We start from the raw sequence: 15,503 nt of genomic DNA, 5'->3' as shown, positions 1-15,503 counted from the left end.
TCAAACGAGTGTGCACCCGCTGGGTGACCAGCAGGTGCACACGTCGTCGTTCTGAATACTACTTAGTAGCTAAGGTGTCCTCGGTAACCGCGTGCGCGTGCTTACCGGAACCCCAGCCCACATGCGCTTCGGCGCGCATGCGCTCGACCATGTGCGGGTAGTGCAGCTCGAAGGCCGGACGCTCGGACCGGATGCGCGGCAGCTCGTAGAAGTTGTGCCGCGGCGGCGGGCAGGTGGTGGCCCACTCCAGCGAATTGCCGTAACCCCACGGATCGTCCACCGTGACGACCTCGCCGTACCGGTAGCTCTTGAAGACGTTCCAGATGAACGGCAGCATCGAGGCGCCCAGGATGAACGCGCCGATCGTGGAGATCGTGTTGAGCGCGGTGAAGCCGTCCGAGGGCAGGTAGTCGGCGTAGCGGCGCGGCATGCCCTCGGCACCCAGCCAGTGCTGCACCAGGAAGGTGGTGTGGAAGCCGATGAAAGTGGTCCAGAAGTGCCACTTCGCCAGGCGCTCGTCCAGCATGCGGCCGGTCATCTTCGGGAACCAGAAGTAGATGCCGGCGAAGGTGGCGAACACGATGGTGCCGAAGAGCACGTAGTGGAAGTGCGCGACCACGAAGTACGAGTCGGTGACGTGGAAGTCCAGCGGCGGCGAAGCCAGGATGACACCGGACAGACCACCGAAGAGGAAGGTGACGAGGAAGCCGATGGAGAACAGCATCGGTGATTCGAACGTCAATTGACCTCGCCACATGGTGCCGATCCAGTTGAAGAACTTCACACCGGTCGGTACCGCGATCAAGAAGGTCATGAACGAGAAGTACGGCAGCAGCACGGCGCCGGTGGCGTACATGTGGTGCGCCCACACCGCGATGGACAGAGCGGCGATACCGAGCGTCGCGTAGACCAGCGTGGTGTAACCGAAGATCGGCTTGCGCGAGAACACCGGGTAGATCTCGGAGACGATGCCGAAGAACGGCAGCGCGATGATGTACACCTCGGGGTGGCCGAAGAACCAGAACAGGTGCTGCCACAGCAGAACACCGCCGGTGGCCGGATCGTAGATGTGACCACCCAGGTGACGGTCGACGGCCAGGCCCAGCAGCGCGGCGGTCAGCAGCGGGAAGGCCAACAGGACGAGCACGGCGGTGACGGCGATGTTCCAGGTGAAGATCGGCATCCGGAACATCGTCATACCGGGGGCGCGCAGCACGACGACCGTGGTGAGCATATTGACACCACCCAGGATGGTGCCCAGACCGGACACGGCCAGGCCCATGATCCACAGGTCACCGCCGACGCCGGGCGAGTGCACGATGTCGGTCAGCGGCGAGTAGGCAGTCCAGCCGAAGTCGGCGGCGCCGCCGGGGGTGATGAAGCCCGCCGTGGCCATGGTGCCGCCGAACAGGTACAGCCAGTAGCTGAACGCGTTCAGACGCGGGAATGCCACGTCGGGGGCGCCGATCTGGAGCGGCAGAATGATATTGGCGAAGCCGAACACGATCGCGGTCGCGTAGAACAGCAGCATGATCGTGCCGTGCATGGTGAACAGCTGGTTGAACTGCTCGGCCGACAGGAACTGCATACCGGGGCGGGCCAGCTCGGTGCGCATCAGCAGCGCCATCAGGCCGCCGACCATGAAGAAGGTCATGGCGGTCACCAGGTACATGGTGCCGAGGACCTTCGGGTCGGTCGTGGTGATGGCCTTGTAGATGAACGAACCCTTCGGCCCGGTCCGAGCCGGATACGGCCGAGTCGCTTCCAACTGGACTGGCTGGGGCTCTACCGCAGTCACTGATCCTCCTGAAGGTGCCTTTAGGTCGCTCCGCAGGCTCCGCTGCTCGCATCCGTCCGGAGTAACCCTCCGGCATCCGGACAGACGACAGTTCGCTTGCGCTCCTGAGATCGTAAACCGTGCTGCCGCAGGGGTCCGCACGGGTCCTACTCTGTGTCGTATTTCGTTGACCGCCGCGACTGCACCGTGGGCCGTCGCACCTCGTCTGGCGTGCGACGATGATTTCCGGCGAGGTCAGCCGTCTCTATTCGCAGAGTGTTCCACCACTGAACAGGAGATTGCGCCAATGACTCACCCCAAGCCGGGCGACCCGATCTGGGTCGACCTCTACACCGCCGATCCCGACGCCAGCATCGCCTTCTACGGCGAACTCTTCGGCTGGACGGCCCTGCGCGCCGAGGATTTCGGCGGCTACATCACCTTTCAGAAGGACGGCAAGGCCGTCGGCGGCGGCATGGGCAAGACCGAGGACGGGATCGACGGCCCGGATCAGTGGACCGTCTATCTGTCCTCCCCCGATGCCCGCGCGACCGCCGAGAAGGCGAAGGCGCACGGCGGGACCGTGGTCGTGGAGCCGATGGACGTCGGCGATCTCGGTGTGATGGCCGTGCTCGGCGATATCGGCGGCGCGGGCGTCGGCATCTGGCAGCCGGGCACCCACCGTGGAATCGAGACCGCCGCCATGGTCGAGGGCGGCAAGTGGCGGGACGCGGCGGGCGCGCCGTCGTGGTTCGAGCTGCACACCCGCGCCTACGAGGCCGCGCTGGACTTCTACCGCGACGTGTTCGGCTGGGACGATGTGTTCCCGATGCCGGAGGCGCCCGGATTCCGCTACAGCACCATCCATTCCACCAGCCCGATGTACGGCGGCGTGCTGGACGCGACCGACATCCTGCCCGAGGGCGTGCCGGGCGGCTGGTCGGTGTATTTCGGCAGCGACGATGTCGACAAATCCGTCGCCAGAGTGGTGGAGCTGGGCGGCTCGGTGGTCGCGCCGGCGATGGACACCCCGTACGGCCGCATGGCCACCGTCACCGACGTGACCGGCGCGCGCTTCAATATCGGCGGCGACGCGGCCTGAACAGCCGCCGGTCGCGCCCGGGGTCCGGCCCGCGACCGGCCTCGCCGGAGCCCATGTACCCTCTCCGGCATGCCGGTGAGCGTCGTGGATCGCACCCGAAACCCTGTCGGATACCGCCCTTCCCGCAGGCCGCGCCGACGCGCCGGGCTGCTCGGCGCGCTGGCGGCGGCCGCGTTGATCGCGGGCTGCGGCACCCCGGACGACGCGAGCTCGATCGTCCGCACCACCACGAATATCGCCGGTGCGGGCGTGGTCGGAGTGGAACGCGACACCACCCGCACCTGCCCGCTGCCGAGCACGCCCGATCAGTCGAGCGGCACCCGCGCGGTCACCCACGCCGCCGGGCAGACCCAGGTCCCGGCCGACCCGCAGCGCATCGTGGTGCTGTCCACCTCGGCACTGGACGCGGCGTGCGCGGTCGGGCTGTGGGAGCGCGTGGTCGGCGCCGTCACCCTCGACGGACCGCGCGCGCAGCCGCAGTATCTCGGGTACGGGGTCCTGGAGATTCCGAGCGTCGGCGCGTCCGGCCACCCCGATCCCGCCAAGATCGCCGAACTGCGCCCCGACCTCATTCTCGGTGACATGTCTTCCGGCACTTCGGGTTTCGCGGCGCTCCAGCAGATCGCCCCGACCGTCCTGGTCGGATCCGACGCGGGCTGGCAGGCCGAATTCCTGGGCTACGCCACCGGTTTGAACCGCGCGGCGGCCGCCGAGCACGCCCTGGCCGACTACCGCGCCGAGGCCGAGAGCACCGGGACCGAGATCGCCGCCGCCCAATCGCAGGCGTCGGTGGTGCGCTTCGACGAGGACACCATCCGGATCCAGGGCAACGACAGCTTCAGTGGCCAGGTCCTCGCCGACGCCGGGGTGCAGCGCCCGGCGGCGCAGCGCGCCGCCTCCCGCGAGGTACCCGTGGCCGAGCTCGAACCGGTCGAGGGCGACATCATCTACGTCATATTCGGTGGCGAGGCCGGTAAGGCCTTCGGCGAGAAGACGCTGCGCTCCGACGATTTCAAAGAACTCGGCGCTGCCAAGGACAAGCGGGTGTTCGCGGTCGAGGACTCGGTCTGGCACGGCGCGGGCCTGACCGCCGCCCGCGCGATGCTCACCGATCTGCGCAACACGTTGAACGGGTTCGTCACCGACTGAGTCCCGCTGTGGAGATCGTCACCTCGTTGCCCGCCGACACCCACCTGGCGCAGGTAGCGTCGCGGATCCGGCGGATCGAAGCGCTCGGGTTCGATACCGTGCACATCTCGGAGACGGTGCACGACCCGTTCGCGGTGTGCGCGCTCGCGGTGGAGCACAGCACCCGGCTGACCGTGCGCACCAGCATGGTGGTGGCGTTCCCGCGCAGCCCGATGCTCACCGCCTGCGCCGCCTGGGATCTCGCGCGCTTCTCCGGCGGACGTTTCCAGCTCGGCATCGCTTCGCAGGTCCGCGGCAATATCGTGGGGCGGTACTCGGTGCCGTGGGCCGACCCGGTCGCGCGGCTCGGTGACTACGCCGACGCCCTGCGCGCCATCTTCACCGCCTTCCAACACGGCACACCGCTCGACTATCACGGCAGCCACTACACCTTCACCCGCCTGCAACCGTATTTCGATCCGGGGCCGCTGCCGGTGGCGGCGCCGACGGTGTGGCTCGGCGGGGTCAACCGCCGCATGTGCGAGCTGGCGGGCGCGGTCGCGGACGGGTTCGTCGCGCATCCCACGGGATCACATCCGCGCACGCTCACCGAGCAGGTGCTGCCCGCCCTGGTCACCGGCGCGGCCGCCCGTGATCGCGGGCTCCCGCGAATCATCGTGGTGCCCAAGGCGATCACCGGTCGCGACGACGCCGCGGTGGCGGCCGAGCGGCAGGCGGTCCGCAAGGAACTCGCCTTCCTCTACGCGACGCCCGCCTATCGCGGCACCCTGGACCGGCTCGGCCTCGGCGACACGGCGACCGCGCTGGCCGGCGCGGCCGCCGACAAGCAGTGGGACCGGCTGCCCGAGCTGCTCACCGACGAGATGCTGGCGGCGCTGGTCCCCGAGGCCACCTACGCGGACCTTCCCGATGTTCTTGCCGAGTGGTATCGCGGCCGGTGCCAAGGTCTTTCGCTCGCGATACCCCGAGATCCGGACGACGACAACGCATTCCGCACCATGCTCGATCGACTGCGCGCGATCGACTGACTCGGATCAGCTGCCGCGCCGCGCCCGGATCGTGGTGCGCAGGGCCGCGCTCGCACCGCGCACCACCAGCCCTGCGGCGACCAGGGGCGCGAGAACCAGCCACGGCGAACGCCGGTGATAGTCACAGTAGAAGCGCAACGCGCTGCGATGGTGGGTACGGATCTTGCGCAGCGGCGCGTGCCGCATGCTGCCGCCCTCCCGGTGGCGGATCCGCACACTCGGGTCCAGCACCACCCGCCAGCCGGCGCGATGCAGATCCAGCGCCATCTTGGTCTCCTCGAAGTAGAGGAAATAGCGGTCGTCCATGCCGTCGACGGAGTCGAAGGCGCCGCGCCGGAACAACATGCAGCAGCCCGAGATCCAGTCGACGTCGCCGACGTCGCCGCCGGGTTCCCCGAAATAGGCGCGGGAGGCCGGGTTGCCCGGCCAGACGCCGCCGAGCAGCGCGTGCGCGGCCCCGGTCAGCGGGGACGGGAACCGGCGGCCGCTCGGATACGGCGTCCCGTCCAGCCGCGTGATCCGCGGCCCGATCATGCCGATCCGGTAGTCCGCACTCGCGGTCTCCACCAGCGCGGCGATCGACCCGGGATCGAGCCGGGTGTCCGGATTCGCCACCAGCAGCCATTCCGCATCGCTGTGTGCCGCGCCCTGATTGATCGCCGCCGACAAACCGACATTGCCGGTATTGCGGATCACCCGGCCGCCGAAATCCTCGACGATCGCGGCGCTCTCGTCGGTCGAGCCGTTGTCGACGCAGATCACGTCCAAGGTGTAGGGCTCGACCGCGGCGGGCAGCGACTCCAGCAGCGGCGGTAGATCCTCGGCGGACTGGTAGGTCACGAGAATCAGGCCGACCGTCTTGTCGTCACGGCGAGACATGCGGGCGAACCTACCAAACACCGGCGGAAGCGCTGTCCAGATGCCTTTACGCCGACGCACCGGACCGCTGCCTTCGAGCTCACGCCCGTACCGCACAATAGGGAGCCGCACTCGGTGCCCGCCACCGAATTGAAGCCAGACGATAAGCGCCGCTATGACACAAGGTGTTGTGCTGCATGGACTTGTCACCCACTAGGAGTAGTGTTTCAGTGCGAGGAACTCTGGACAACAGCGTGCTCGGGCAGTGTTGATTTCAACAGAAAGGCGTGGAGGCAGGATGAAGGTCATCGATCGGGTTACCGCCATCAACTGGAATCGGGTTCCCGACGAGAAGGACGCCGAGGTGTGGGACAGGCTGACCGGCAACTTCTGGCTGCCCGAGAAGGTCCCGGTCTCCAACGACATCCCCTCGTGGAACACCCTCACCCCGGACGAGAAGCAGTTGACCATGCGGGTTTTCACCGGCCTGACGCTGCTGGACACGATCCAGGGCACCGTCGGCGCGGTGAGCCTGATCCCCGATGCGCTGACCCCGCACGAGGAGGCGGTGCTCACCAATATCGCCTTCATGGAATCGGTGCACGCGAAGAGCTACAGCTCGATCTTCTCGACCCTGTGCTCCACCCGCGAGATCGATGACGCGTTCCGCTGGTCCGAGGAGAACCGGAACCTGCAGCGCAAGGCCGAGATCGTGCTCGAGTACTACAACGGTGACGATCCGCTCAAGCGCAAGGTGGCCTCCACGCTACTGGAGTCCTTTCTGTTCTACTCCGGCTTCTACCTGCCGATGCACTGGTCCTCGCGGGCCAAGCTCACCAACACCGCCGACATGATCCGCCTGATCATTCGCGACGAGGCCGTGCACGGCTACTACATCGGCTACAAGTACCAGCGCGGACTGGAGCTGGTGTCGGCCGCCGAGCGCGAGGAACTCAAGAACTACACCTTCGAGCTGCTGTTCGAGCTGTACGACAACGAGGTCGACTACACCCAGGATCTCTACGACGAGGTCGGCCTCACCGAGGACGTCAAGAAGTTCCTGCGCTACAACGCCAACAAGGCCCTGATGAACCTCGGCTACGAGGGCCTGTTCCCCAAGGACGAGTGCGAGGTCAACCCGGCCATCCTCTCCGCCCTCTCCCCCAACGCCGACGAGAACCACGACTTCTTCTCCGGCTCGGGCTCGAGCTACGTCATCGGCAAGGCAGTCAACACCGAAGACGAGGACTGGGAGTTCTGACCCGAACACCACGAAGGCCCCGCTCCCCCAGCGGGGCCTTCGCCGTAACGTCACTTCAGTTCTCGGGCCCTCGGCCCTCAAGAATCCGCAGAACCTGGGACATACCCGTCGCGAGCTTGCTGACATCCGACTTCAACGTGCCCACATCCGACTTCAACGTGCCCACATCCGACTTCAACGTGCCCACATCCGACTTCAACGTGCCCACATCCGACTTCAACGTGCCCACATCGGATTCGATCGACCCGAGACGTCCGTTCATCGAATCCATCGATATCTTGATCGAGGCCAGCCGAGTGACGATCGGAATACCTTCGAGTGTGTCGCTCAGGTTGCCGCCGATACTGTCCCGAATGCCAGCGATTCCCCCATGCACCTTGTCGAACTCTTCGCAGATGAGCGTCATAGTGTAACTATTCCGCACAGAGTTCAGTTCAAGCTGATTTTCGAACCACGGCTCCGGGGCTCCGTCGATCACGCGTCAACCTCCCAGTTGTACTGACGAAGGCTGTCGCTGCGCCTGACGATAACGCTAATCGCTGCCTGTACCTCGCGGATCACAGCTCGGAGGGTCGGCCGGGAGTCCCCTTCTTCCAACTGCCGGTACAGGCTGAGCAACTTCTTCTGTAGTTCGTCGAACGCCTGGTTGTCGATCCGGTCCCGAAACGCCAGCAACTTCTCCACCTCGGCCAGCCGCTGCGCCTCGGACTTCTCGCTGCCACTCATGGTCAAGCCCTCCTTCATCCGGGTGACGCTTCGAACAGATGCCCGAAACAATAGCCGGTCGACGTGGACTAGGCCACGACATTGGCCAATGTTCACCGTGGGTGAACTGGACGCCGAGAAAGTTTGCTGGAGAAGGGATTTCAGCAAATCGGTCAGATGCCGAGGACCAGTTTCGCGGTGCTGAAGTAGATGATCAGGCCGGTGGCGTCGACCAGGGTGGTGACCATGGGGGCGGAGACGACGGCGGGGTCGATGCGGAGCTTCTTGGCCAGCAGGGGCATGGTGCCGCCGATGGTCGCGGCCCACCCGCAGATCAGGATCAGGGTGATGGCGACGACCACGGCGATGCCGGGACCGACGAACAGCGCGGCGATCACCAGGCCCGCGGCGGCGAGCAGCGCACCGAGGGTGAGGCCCACCCGACATTCCCGCCAGATCACCTTCAACAGATCCGAGACCCGGACCTCCCCGACGGCGAGCGCGCGGACACAGGCGGTGGCGGCCTGAGCGCCCGCGTTGCCGCCCGCGCCGATCAGCAGCGGAATGAACAACGCCAGGTGCGCGGCCTGTTCGAGCGTGCCGGAGAAGAAATCGGTGACGCTGACGGTCAACGTCGCCGCGAACAGCAGCAGCATCAGCCACAGCGCGCGGTAGCGCGCCAGCTGGAAGACACCGGCCGCCATGTAGTGCCCCTCCCACGGCGCAGAACCGGCCTGGCGGGCCACGTCCTCGCTGTCGGCGGCCTCGATCACCTCGACCGCGTCATCGATGGTGAGCAGACCGACCAATCTGTCCTCGCTGTCGACCACCGGCAGGTTGATGTCGTTGGTTTCGCGCATCAACCGGGCGGCCTTCTCCGCGGAATCGGTGGCGCGCGCGAACGCGGGTTCGGTCACGACCAGCTCGGACACCATCGCGCCGGGCTCGGCGAGCACCAGTTCCCGCAGCTCCACGATGCCGGTCAGGCGCCGCCCACCGTCGACCACGGGCAGCGTGTACACGGTTTCCGCGCCCGTACCCTTGGCGCGCACGACCGCCAGCGCCTCGGCCACCGACAGATTGCGCGGCAGCGCCACGACCTCGGGTGTCATGTACTGCCCGGCCGACCCCTCGGGGTAGCCGAGCAGGGACGCGGTCATCCGCCGTTCTCGCGGGCTGAGCCCCGCGAGCACCTTCTTGGCGACCTTCGCGGGCGCTTCGCGCAGCATGCGGGCGCGGTCGTCCGGGGCCATCTCCTCGACGAGGTCGCGGAAGGTCTGGTCCCGCAATCCCTGCAGGATCTGCTGCTGGTCGACCGGTTCGAGTTCCTCGAACACGGTCAGGGCCGCGTCCTTGTCGAGCAACCGGAACGCCATGCCGGCCTGGACGGCGTCCATCCGGGCGAGCTGGTCGGCGATGAGGTGCGGTGGGTGATTCTCGAGCCACTCCTGGGCGGCGTCGACACGGTGCGTGTCGACGATGTCCTGGAGACTCTCGACCGGGGTGGGCAGGTCGAGCTGCTGCGGGCGTGCTTCGATCAGATCGGTGTGCGACATGGGTGTTCCTCGCGCGGGCGGGAGTGTGAGCTGAGTGGTCGACTACTTCACACCGCGAGGCGCGCGCCCCGGCCGTCGCTACTGGATCACAGCAGGCAAGGGGGCGGCGCCGCGCGGCCTTCGACTCGGAGGTTCACTGCGCATGGCGACCCACCTCCTGCTTGTCGTGCCGCGAATTCGTACGGCTTCGCTACCCCTGCTGGAAAACCTTGACCGGACGCGAATGCGTCCCTGAGAAGGATACATGGCGCGGCGGGTCCCGCTCACCATGTCGGCGGACCACACTCAGCCGGGCATTGTCGCCAGGATCGCCGATTCGGCATCTCCCCAGGTGAGGACGTGCTCGACCCAGTCCGGCGCTGGTTCGGACTGCACGCCGAAAAGATATAGGTGCGGTACGAGTCCGCGCAGCGCGCGATGCACGTCGATCCGGTCGTCGATCATGTGGGTGATGCCCAGCTCGGCGCAGTGCACCGCCTTCTGCGCCCGTTCCAGACAGAACCGCACATTGCCGCGCGGCACCCCGGTCCGGTCGTAGAAGTCGTGCTGGTCGAGCCACTGCCGGGTGCGCTGCTGCACGCGCGGCCCGCATTTGGAGATCACCCACACCTGCCCGTCGAACCGGGCGGTCAATCGGGCCAGGACGTCGAATGCGCCGGGGCTGGGCGGAGTTCGCATCGCCGCGGTGAACCCCCCGCTCAGGAACACCGTATCGGCGTCACCCGGCCGTAGCGCCGCTCCTTGGATCACTCGGCCGAAATCCACACCGAGCCTTTGTATTTCCTGTGTTGTCATCTGCTCCCACTATCGCCCGCGCGTATTCGGAACGCCAGTGAATTCTCGGTGCCAGCATTTGGTGCAGGCGGCGTCGAACCCTTGTCGGCCGGACCGGCGGACGCCGAGAATAGCGCCATGACCAGCACCGATCAGCCACGTTCGGGGTCGCAGGCCGTCGAACGAGCCATTCATCTGCTCCATTGCTTCGAAGGCGACGACCCGGAATTCTCGCTGAGCGAGCTGGCCCATCTGGCGGGTGTGCCGGTGAGCACCGCGCACCGGCTGGCCCAGGCGCTGGTGCGCGGCCGGCTGCTGGAGCAGGATCCGGCCACCGACCGGTATCGGGTGGGTCAGGGCCTGGCGACACTGGCACGCCCCGCACTCGACCGGTTGGGTATCGATGCCGCGGCACCGCACATGTACGCCCTAGCCGCCGGGATCAAGATCACGACCAGTCTCAGCGTCGTCGACGCGGGTGACGCGGTCACGATCCTGCACGCGCGTCCGCCGGTGCTGTTCTGTCACCACCAGGTGCCCCGGCCCCGCCAGCCGCTGCGCTCCAGCGCCACCGGGCATGCCCTGCTCGCCTACGCAGCCACCGGTTTCGACCGGGTGCCGGATCTGGATCTGGTGCGGCGCAAGGGTTTCGCCGTGGCAGACATCGACGAGGACGATCCGCTGCGCTCCATCGCGGTGCCGGTGTTCGGGCCGGGCAGGCAGGTGTGGGGCGCGTTGAGTGTGCAGGCGCGCTCCGCCCGCCTGACCGATGGGCTGGTTCGCGAGATCTTGCCCGCCATACAGCATTTCGCGGCCCGCATCGGCGCCGAATTGCACTCACGGTGATTTTCACAATGTGGAATGGCCGTTGTCCGGCGCCCATCGCGCCCACACCATGAAGACCACACCCAGCACATCGATTCAGATCATGGACGTACCCACGTGTCGACACCCACCGCACTGATCCGCCGCCGCGCGGTCGACCTCATGCGTGTCCCGCACGGAATCTGTCGCGGCTGACGCTCCGCTCTCGCAGAAACCTCAGCTGACCCTGGCCGCCGCATGCCCTTTTCGCCTGCGCGCCAAGTTTTTCCATTCGAAGGAACACCCATGCGCTTCACCGCACACCGGCGACGACACCGTGCGATCGCCGCCACCCTGGCCCTGCTCACCAGCGTCTCCGTGCTCGCCGCGTGCGGGAAGTCCGATGCCGTCAAGACCTCCGACGGCAAGACGGTCCTGCGCTACCAGGGTGCTACCGGCCAGGTGCAGCCGTTCGAGCTGGCCGCCGATCTGGGCTATTTCACCAAGATCGCCTTGCAGTGGGAAGGCGACACCACCAGCGGTCCGGCCAATATCCAGGCGGCGGCCACCAACCAGGTCGAGTTCGGCAGCGCGTTCAACGGCGCGGTGGTCAAACTCATCGCGGGCGGGGCGAAGGTCACCTCGGTGCTCAGCTCCTACGGCTCCGACGACCAGACCTTCAGCGGGTACTACGTCCGCGACGATTCCGGCATCAAGACCGCGCGCGACCTGATCGGCAAGAAGGTGGCCGTCAACACCCTCGGCGCGCACCACGAGTTCATCACCCGGGAGTGGCTGCACAAGGAAGGTTTGACCGAGGCCGAGATCAAGCAGGTGCAACTGCTGGTGGTGCCGCCGGCCAACACCGAGGACGCGCTGCGCAAGGGACAGGTCGAGGTCGGCACGCTGGGTCAGGTGTTCCGGGATTCCGCTCTCGAACGCGGCGGAATCCACCCGCTCTACACCGACACCGCCATCTTCGGGCAGGCCGCCTACGGCACCTACGTGTTCCGCGATCAGTTCCTGGCCCAGAACCGCGACGCGGTAGCCGATTTCGTGCAGGGTACCGCCCGGGCTACCCGGTGGCTCCAGCTCACACCGCGCGACGAGGTGCTGGCTCGCTTCACCTCGATCATCCAGAAACGCGGCCGCAACGAGAACACCGACCTGCTGAAGTACTGGAAGAGCTCCGGCTTGCCGACCCCCGGTGCGGTGGTGCAGGAGAAGGAGATTCAGGTCTGGCTGGACTGGCTGGCACGCAATGGCGAATTGAAATCGGGCCAGCTGAAGGCCGCCGACCTGTTCACCAACGAGTTCAACCCGTATGCCAACGGCACCTATCAGCCCACCAGCGGCCCGACCGGTGAGGCGGTGGCGAAATGAGCGTCACCACAACGAAACTCGCGATCGACCGGGTGAGCAAACGCTTCCCGGTGCGCGGCTCGAACGACACCTTCACCGCGCTCGAGGACATCACACTGGAGGTCCGCACGGGTGAGTTCCTGGTTCTGGTCGGCCCCAGCGGTTCGGGCAAGTCGACCCTGTTGGATCTGCTGGGCGGGCTGACGAAGCCGAGTTCGGGCGAGATCCGATTGGACGGCGTACCGATCACCGGCCCGGGACTGGACCGCGGCATCGTCTTCCAGCAGTACGCCCTGTTCCCGTGGCGCACCGCCCGGGCCAATATCGAATTCGGCTTGGAGGCCAAGGGTCTGCCTCGCCGTGAGCGCCGCGCCCGCGCCGAGGAGTACCTCGATCTGGTCGGGCTCACCGGATTCGGTGATCGCTACCCGCACGAGCTTTCCGGCGGGATGAAGCAGCGCGTGGCGATCGCCCGCAGCCTCGCCTTCGACCCCGAGGTGCTGCTGATGGACGAGCCGTTCGCCGCACTCGACGCCCAAACCCGGGAGTCGTTGCAGGACGAGCTGTTACGGATCTGGCGGACCACCGGCAAGACCATCCTGTTCATCACCCACGGCATCGACGAGGCGGTGTATCTCGGACAGCGGGTCGCGGTGCTGACCTCCCGGCCCGGCCGGGTCAAGGCGGTGCTCGAGATCGATATCGCCCACGACGGCGGCGAGGACATCCGCTCCACCGAGGATTTCCGCGCCCATCGCCACCGGATCTGGTCCCTGCTGCGCGGCGAGGTCGAGCGCGCCCAGGGCCTGGAGCTCGAATCCCGCACCGAGAGCTCCGCTTCCGTCGCATCCCGCACCGAAAGGCCGAGCCATGTCTAGCGCAGTGGAACTCGTCGAACCGCCCGTCCGCACGGATGTCGCCGAGACCTATCGCCCGCCCCGAACCCGTACCGCCACAGCGATTCCGCAACTGCTCCGCCGGTCCGCGACACTGGCGTGGCGGGTGAGCAAACCGACACTGGCCATTGCGGCTCTGCTGGTGCTGTGGGAGCTCGCCCCCGCCGCCGGCCTGGTGGACGAGGTGTTCCTACCGCCGTTCAGCACGGTCGCCGAGGCGTTCGCCGAGCTGGTACGCAGCGGCGAGATGTGGAATCACGTCTCCACCAGTCTCACTCGCTCGGTGAGCGGATTCGGTATCGCACTGGTGATCGCGGTGCCGCTGGGTATCGCGATCGCCTGGTACAAGCCGGTCTCGGAACTGCTGAACCCGATTCTGGAGCTGTTCCGCAATACCGCCGCGCTGGCGTTGCTCCCGGTGTTCGTGCTCATCCTGGGAATCGGTGAGACGTCCAAGGTCGCGCTGGTCGTCTACGCCAGCTCGTTCCCGATCCTGCTCAACACCATCACCGGTGTCCGCACCGTCGACCCGCTACTGGTGAAATCCGCTGTGTCCCTGGGCCTGACACCGGTTCGGCTGTTCCAGAAGGTGATCCTGCCCGCCGCCGTCCCGTCCATCTTCACCGGTCTGCGCATGGCCGCTGCGAGCTCGATCCTGGTGCTGCTGGCCGCCGAAATGGTGGGTGCCCGAGCCGGTCTCGGCTATCTGATCACCGCCGCGCAGCAGAACTTCCAGATCCCGAACATGTACGCGGGCATTCTCGCCATCTCCCTGCTCGGGCTGGCCTTCAACGGCCTGCTGGTCACTCTCGAACGCCGCTTCTCGCGCTGGCGCGTCCCGTCCAACTCCTGATATCCGAAGGAATCTCCATGTCTGGCAAGCAGTTCCATCTCAACGCGTTCCTGATGGGTGTCGGCCACCACGAAGCCGCCTGGCGGCACCCGCGCACCGACGCCCACGCGGTGCTCGATGTGGCCCATTTCCAAGAACTCGGCCGTATCGCCGAGCGCGGCAAACTCGACTCGGTGTTCTTCGCCGACGGGCTCGCGGTCGGCCCGCGGATCAAACGCAACACCCTGGCGGTGTTCGAGCCGGTGACGCTGCTGGCCGCCATCGCCGCCGCCACCTCCCGGGTGGGACTGATCGCGACCGCGTCCACCACCTACAACGAACCCTTCAACCTGGCCCGCAAATTCGCGTCCCTGGACCACATCAGCGGCGGCCGGGCGGGCTGGAACATCGTCACCTCGGGCAGCGAGGAGGAAGCGTTCAACTTCGGCTACGACGCGATTCCCGAGCACGCCCGCCGCTACGAACGCGCGCAGGAATTCGTGGATCTCGCGGTACAGCTGTGGGACAGCTGGGAATCGGAGGCCGTCGTGCTCGATGAGCACGAGGGTATCTTCGCCGACCCGGCCAAGGTGCACACGCTCGACTACGCGGGCCCGCGCTTCAAGGTGCGCGGCCCGCTGAACTCCCCGCGCAGCCCGCAGGGGCGGCCACTGCTGGTACAGGCCGGATCCTCCGAGGCCGGAAAGGAATTCGCGGCCCAGTACGCCGAGGCCGTGTTCACCGCACAGCGCACGCTCGAGGAGGGGCAGGCGTTCTACCGCGACCTGAAGTCGCGGCTGACCAAGTACGGCCGTTCCGCCGATGACCTGAAGGTGCTGCCCGGCCTGGTTCCCTATATCGCCGACACCGAGGACCAGGCCAGAGCGCTGGAGCAGGAATTCACCGACCTGATCTCCCCCGATTACGCCCTGAGTCAGCTCTCGCGCCTGCTCGGCGTCGATCTCACCGAGCACGCCCTGGACGCTCCGCTGCCGCCGCTGCCCCCGGTCACCGAGATCGAAGGCGGCAAGAGCCGGTTCCTGCTGGTCAAGGAACTCGCCGAGAACGAGAACCTGACGGTGCGCCAGCTGATCGGCAAGCTCGGCGGCGGGCGCGGGCACCGCTCGTTCGCGGGTACCCCGGCGCAGATCGCCGATGAACTCCAGGCCTGGTTCGAGGGTGGCGCCGCCGACGGCTTCAACATCATGCCGCCGTTCCTGCCGGGCGGGCTGGAGGATTTCGTGGACCGGGTGGTGCCGATCCTGCAGGAGCGCGGCCTGTTCCGCACCGACTACGAATCCGACAGTCTGCGCGGGCATTACGGTCTCACCCCGGTGGAAAGCCAGTTCGCGGTAGTGCGCACCGAAGCGAGCGCGTGAGTTCCCAGCCGATCGATTCC

At 66.8% G+C, this 15,503-nt stretch carries 15 protein-coding genes; 9 read left to right on the top strand and 6 right to left on the bottom strand.

The window, feature by feature from the left end; genetic code table 11:
• Positions 1-58: 58 nt before the first annotated feature.
• Positions 59-1,798, bottom strand: coding sequence for a cytochrome c oxidase subunit I (gene ctaD / locus ACFVMC_RS11800; protein WP_379209270.1), 1,740 nt, complete (start codon positions 1,796-1,798; stop codon positions 59-61).
• Positions 1,799-2,084: 286 nt separating this feature from the next.
• Between ctaD and ACFVMC_RS11795 the strand changes: the two genes are divergently transcribed.
• The 3 genes from ACFVMC_RS11795 (at position 2,085) to ACFVMC_RS11785 (ending at position 5,056) form a co-directional block, all read left to right on the top strand.
• Complete coding sequence (locus ACFVMC_RS11795; RefSeq protein ID WP_379209268.1) at positions 2,085-2,879, top strand: VOC family protein; 795 nt, start codon at positions 2,085-2,087, stop codon at positions 2,877-2,879.
• A 69-nt stretch (positions 2,880-2,948) separates the two neighbouring features.
• Positions 2,949-4,028 carry an ABC transporter substrate-binding protein gene (locus tag ACFVMC_RS11790; RefSeq protein WP_379209266.1) on the top strand — a complete coding sequence of 360 codons (1,080 nt, stop codon included), beginning with the start codon at positions 2,949-2,951 and terminating at the stop codon, positions 4,026-4,028.
• 8 nt (positions 4,029-4,036) lie between these two features.
• Positions 4,037-5,056, top strand: a complete 1,020-nt coding sequence (locus ACFVMC_RS11785; protein WP_379209264.1) for a TIGR03617 family F420-dependent LLM class oxidoreductase — start codon at positions 4,037-4,039, stop codon at positions 5,054-5,056.
• A gap of 6 nt (positions 5,057-5,062) precedes the next feature.
• On the opposite strand, the gene ACFVMC_RS11780 is transcribed toward ACFVMC_RS11785, so the two are convergent.
• Positions 5,063-5,935, bottom strand: a complete 873-nt coding sequence (locus ACFVMC_RS11780) for a glycosyltransferase family 2 protein (protein WP_379209262.1) — start codon at positions 5,933-5,935, stop codon at positions 5,063-5,065.
• A 277-nt stretch (positions 5,936-6,212) separates the two neighbouring features.
• Here ACFVMC_RS11780 and nrdF point away from each other — a divergent pair, with 277 nt between their 5' ends.
• Entirely contained in the window at positions 6,213-7,175 is a 963-nt protein-coding gene (gene nrdF, locus ACFVMC_RS11775; RefSeq protein WP_379209260.1) for a class 1b ribonucleoside-diphosphate reductase subunit beta, read from the top strand.
• A gap of 55 nt (positions 7,176-7,230) precedes the next feature.
• Here nrdF and ACFVMC_RS11770 read toward each other — a convergent pair whose 3' ends face one another.
• From ACFVMC_RS11770 to ACFVMC_RS11755, 4 genes are all read right to left on the bottom strand, one after another.
• The gene (locus tag ACFVMC_RS11770; RefSeq protein WP_379209258.1) at positions 7,231-7,653 is read right to left on the bottom strand and encodes a hypothetical protein; all 423 of its coding nucleotides are present in this window, start codon (positions 7,651-7,653) and stop codon (positions 7,231-7,233) included.
• On the bottom strand, positions 7,650-7,901 hold the full coding sequence (locus tag ACFVMC_RS11765; protein ID WP_379209256.1) for a hypothetical protein: 252 nt from the start codon (positions 7,899-7,901) through the stop codon (positions 7,650-7,652). The genes ACFVMC_RS11770 and ACFVMC_RS11765 overlap by 4 nt, the downstream gene beginning before the upstream one ends.
• A 152-nt stretch (positions 7,902-8,053) precedes the next feature.
• Positions 8,054-9,436: a magnesium transporter gene (gene mgtE / locus ACFVMC_RS11760; protein ID WP_379209254.1), complete on the bottom strand. Its 1,383-nt coding sequence runs from the start codon at positions 9,434-9,436 to the stop codon at positions 8,054-8,056.
• A 285-nt stretch (positions 9,437-9,721) separates the two neighbouring features.
• Positions 9,722-10,231, bottom strand: coding sequence for a hypothetical protein (locus tag ACFVMC_RS11755; RefSeq protein WP_379209252.1), 510 nt, complete (start codon positions 10,229-10,231; stop codon positions 9,722-9,724).
• Positions 10,232-10,348: 117 nt separating this feature from the next.
• On the opposite strand from ACFVMC_RS11755, the gene ACFVMC_RS11750 reads away from it, so the two are divergent.
• The 5 genes from ACFVMC_RS11750 to ACFVMC_RS11730 all read left to right on the top strand — a co-directional run bounded on the left by ACFVMC_RS11750 (position 10,349) and on the right by ACFVMC_RS11730 (position 15,483).
• Positions 10,349-11,056, top strand: coding sequence for an IclR family transcriptional regulator (locus ACFVMC_RS11750; RefSeq protein ID WP_379209250.1), 708 nt, complete (start codon positions 10,349-10,351; stop codon positions 11,054-11,056).
• A 264-nt stretch (positions 11,057-11,320) separates the two neighbouring features.
• A complete protein-coding gene (locus ACFVMC_RS11745) occupies positions 11,321-12,397 on the top strand; it encodes an ABC transporter substrate-binding protein (protein WP_379209248.1) in 1,077 nt (358 codons plus the stop codon).
• The gene (locus ACFVMC_RS11740) at positions 12,394-13,254 is read left to right on the top strand and encodes an ABC transporter ATP-binding protein (RefSeq protein ID WP_379209246.1); all 861 of its coding nucleotides are present in this window, start codon (positions 12,394-12,396) and stop codon (positions 13,252-13,254) included. Before ACFVMC_RS11745 ends, ACFVMC_RS11740 begins: the two co-directional genes overlap by 4 nt.
• Positions 13,247-14,125: an ABC transporter permease gene (locus ACFVMC_RS11735; protein WP_379209244.1), complete on the top strand. Its 879-nt coding sequence runs from the start codon at positions 13,247-13,249 to the stop codon at positions 14,123-14,125. Before ACFVMC_RS11740 ends, ACFVMC_RS11735 begins: the two co-directional genes overlap by 8 nt.
• A gap of 17 nt (positions 14,126-14,142) precedes the next feature.
• On the top strand, positions 14,143-15,483 hold the full coding sequence (locus tag ACFVMC_RS11730) for an LLM class flavin-dependent oxidoreductase (protein WP_379209242.1): 1,341 nt from the start codon (positions 14,143-14,145) through the stop codon (positions 15,481-15,483).
• Positions 15,484-15,503 lie beyond the last annotated feature (20 nt).

This window comes from Nocardia sp. NPDC127579, from assembly GCF_042672005.1.
Classification (GTDB): domain Bacteria; phylum Actinomycetota; class Actinomycetes; order Mycobacteriales; family Mycobacteriaceae; genus Nocardia.
The sequence above is the reverse complement of the archived record's forward strand: the minus strand, read 5'-3'. Positions and strand labels throughout refer to the sequence as shown.

Coding starts and splice junctions, on each gene's coding strand:
- ACFVMC_RS11795 (WP_379209268.1), top strand. CDS start 2,085: ATGACTCACCCCAAGCCGGGCGACCCGATCTGGGTCGACCTCTACACC.
- ACFVMC_RS11790 (WP_379209266.1), top strand. CDS start 2,949: ATGCCGGTGAGCGTCGTGGATCGCACCCGAAACCCTGTCGGATACCGC.
- ACFVMC_RS11780 (WP_379209262.1), bottom strand. CDS start 5,935: ATGTCTCGCCGTGACGACAAGACGGTCGGCCTGATTCTCGTGACCTAC.
- nrdF (WP_379209260.1), top strand. CDS start 6,213: ATGAAGGTCATCGATCGGGTTACCGCCATCAACTGGAATCGGGTTCCC.
- ACFVMC_RS11765 (WP_379209256.1), bottom strand. CDS start 7,901: ATGAGTGGCAGCGAGAAGTCCGAGGCGCAGCGGCTGGCCGAGGTGGAG.
- mgtE (WP_379209254.1), bottom strand. CDS start 9,436: ATGTCGCACACCGATCTGATCGAAGCACGCCCGCAGCAGCTCGACCTG.
- ACFVMC_RS11755 (WP_379209252.1), bottom strand. CDS start 10,231: ATGACAACACAGGAAATACAAAGGCTCGGTGTGGATTTCGGCCGAGTG.
- ACFVMC_RS11750 (WP_379209250.1), top strand. CDS start 10,349: ATGACCAGCACCGATCAGCCACGTTCGGGGTCGCAGGCCGTCGAACGA.
- ACFVMC_RS11745 (WP_379209248.1), top strand. CDS start 11,321: ATGCGCTTCACCGCACACCGGCGACGACACCGTGCGATCGCCGCCACC.
- ACFVMC_RS11740 (WP_379209246.1), top strand. CDS start 12,394: ATGAGCGTCACCACAACGAAACTCGCGATCGACCGGGTGAGCAAACGC.
- ACFVMC_RS11735 (WP_379209244.1), top strand. CDS start 13,247: ATGTCTAGCGCAGTGGAACTCGTCGAACCGCCCGTCCGCACGGATGTC.
- ACFVMC_RS11730 (WP_379209242.1), top strand. CDS start 14,143: ATGTCTGGCAAGCAGTTCCATCTCAACGCGTTCCTGATGGGTGTCGGC.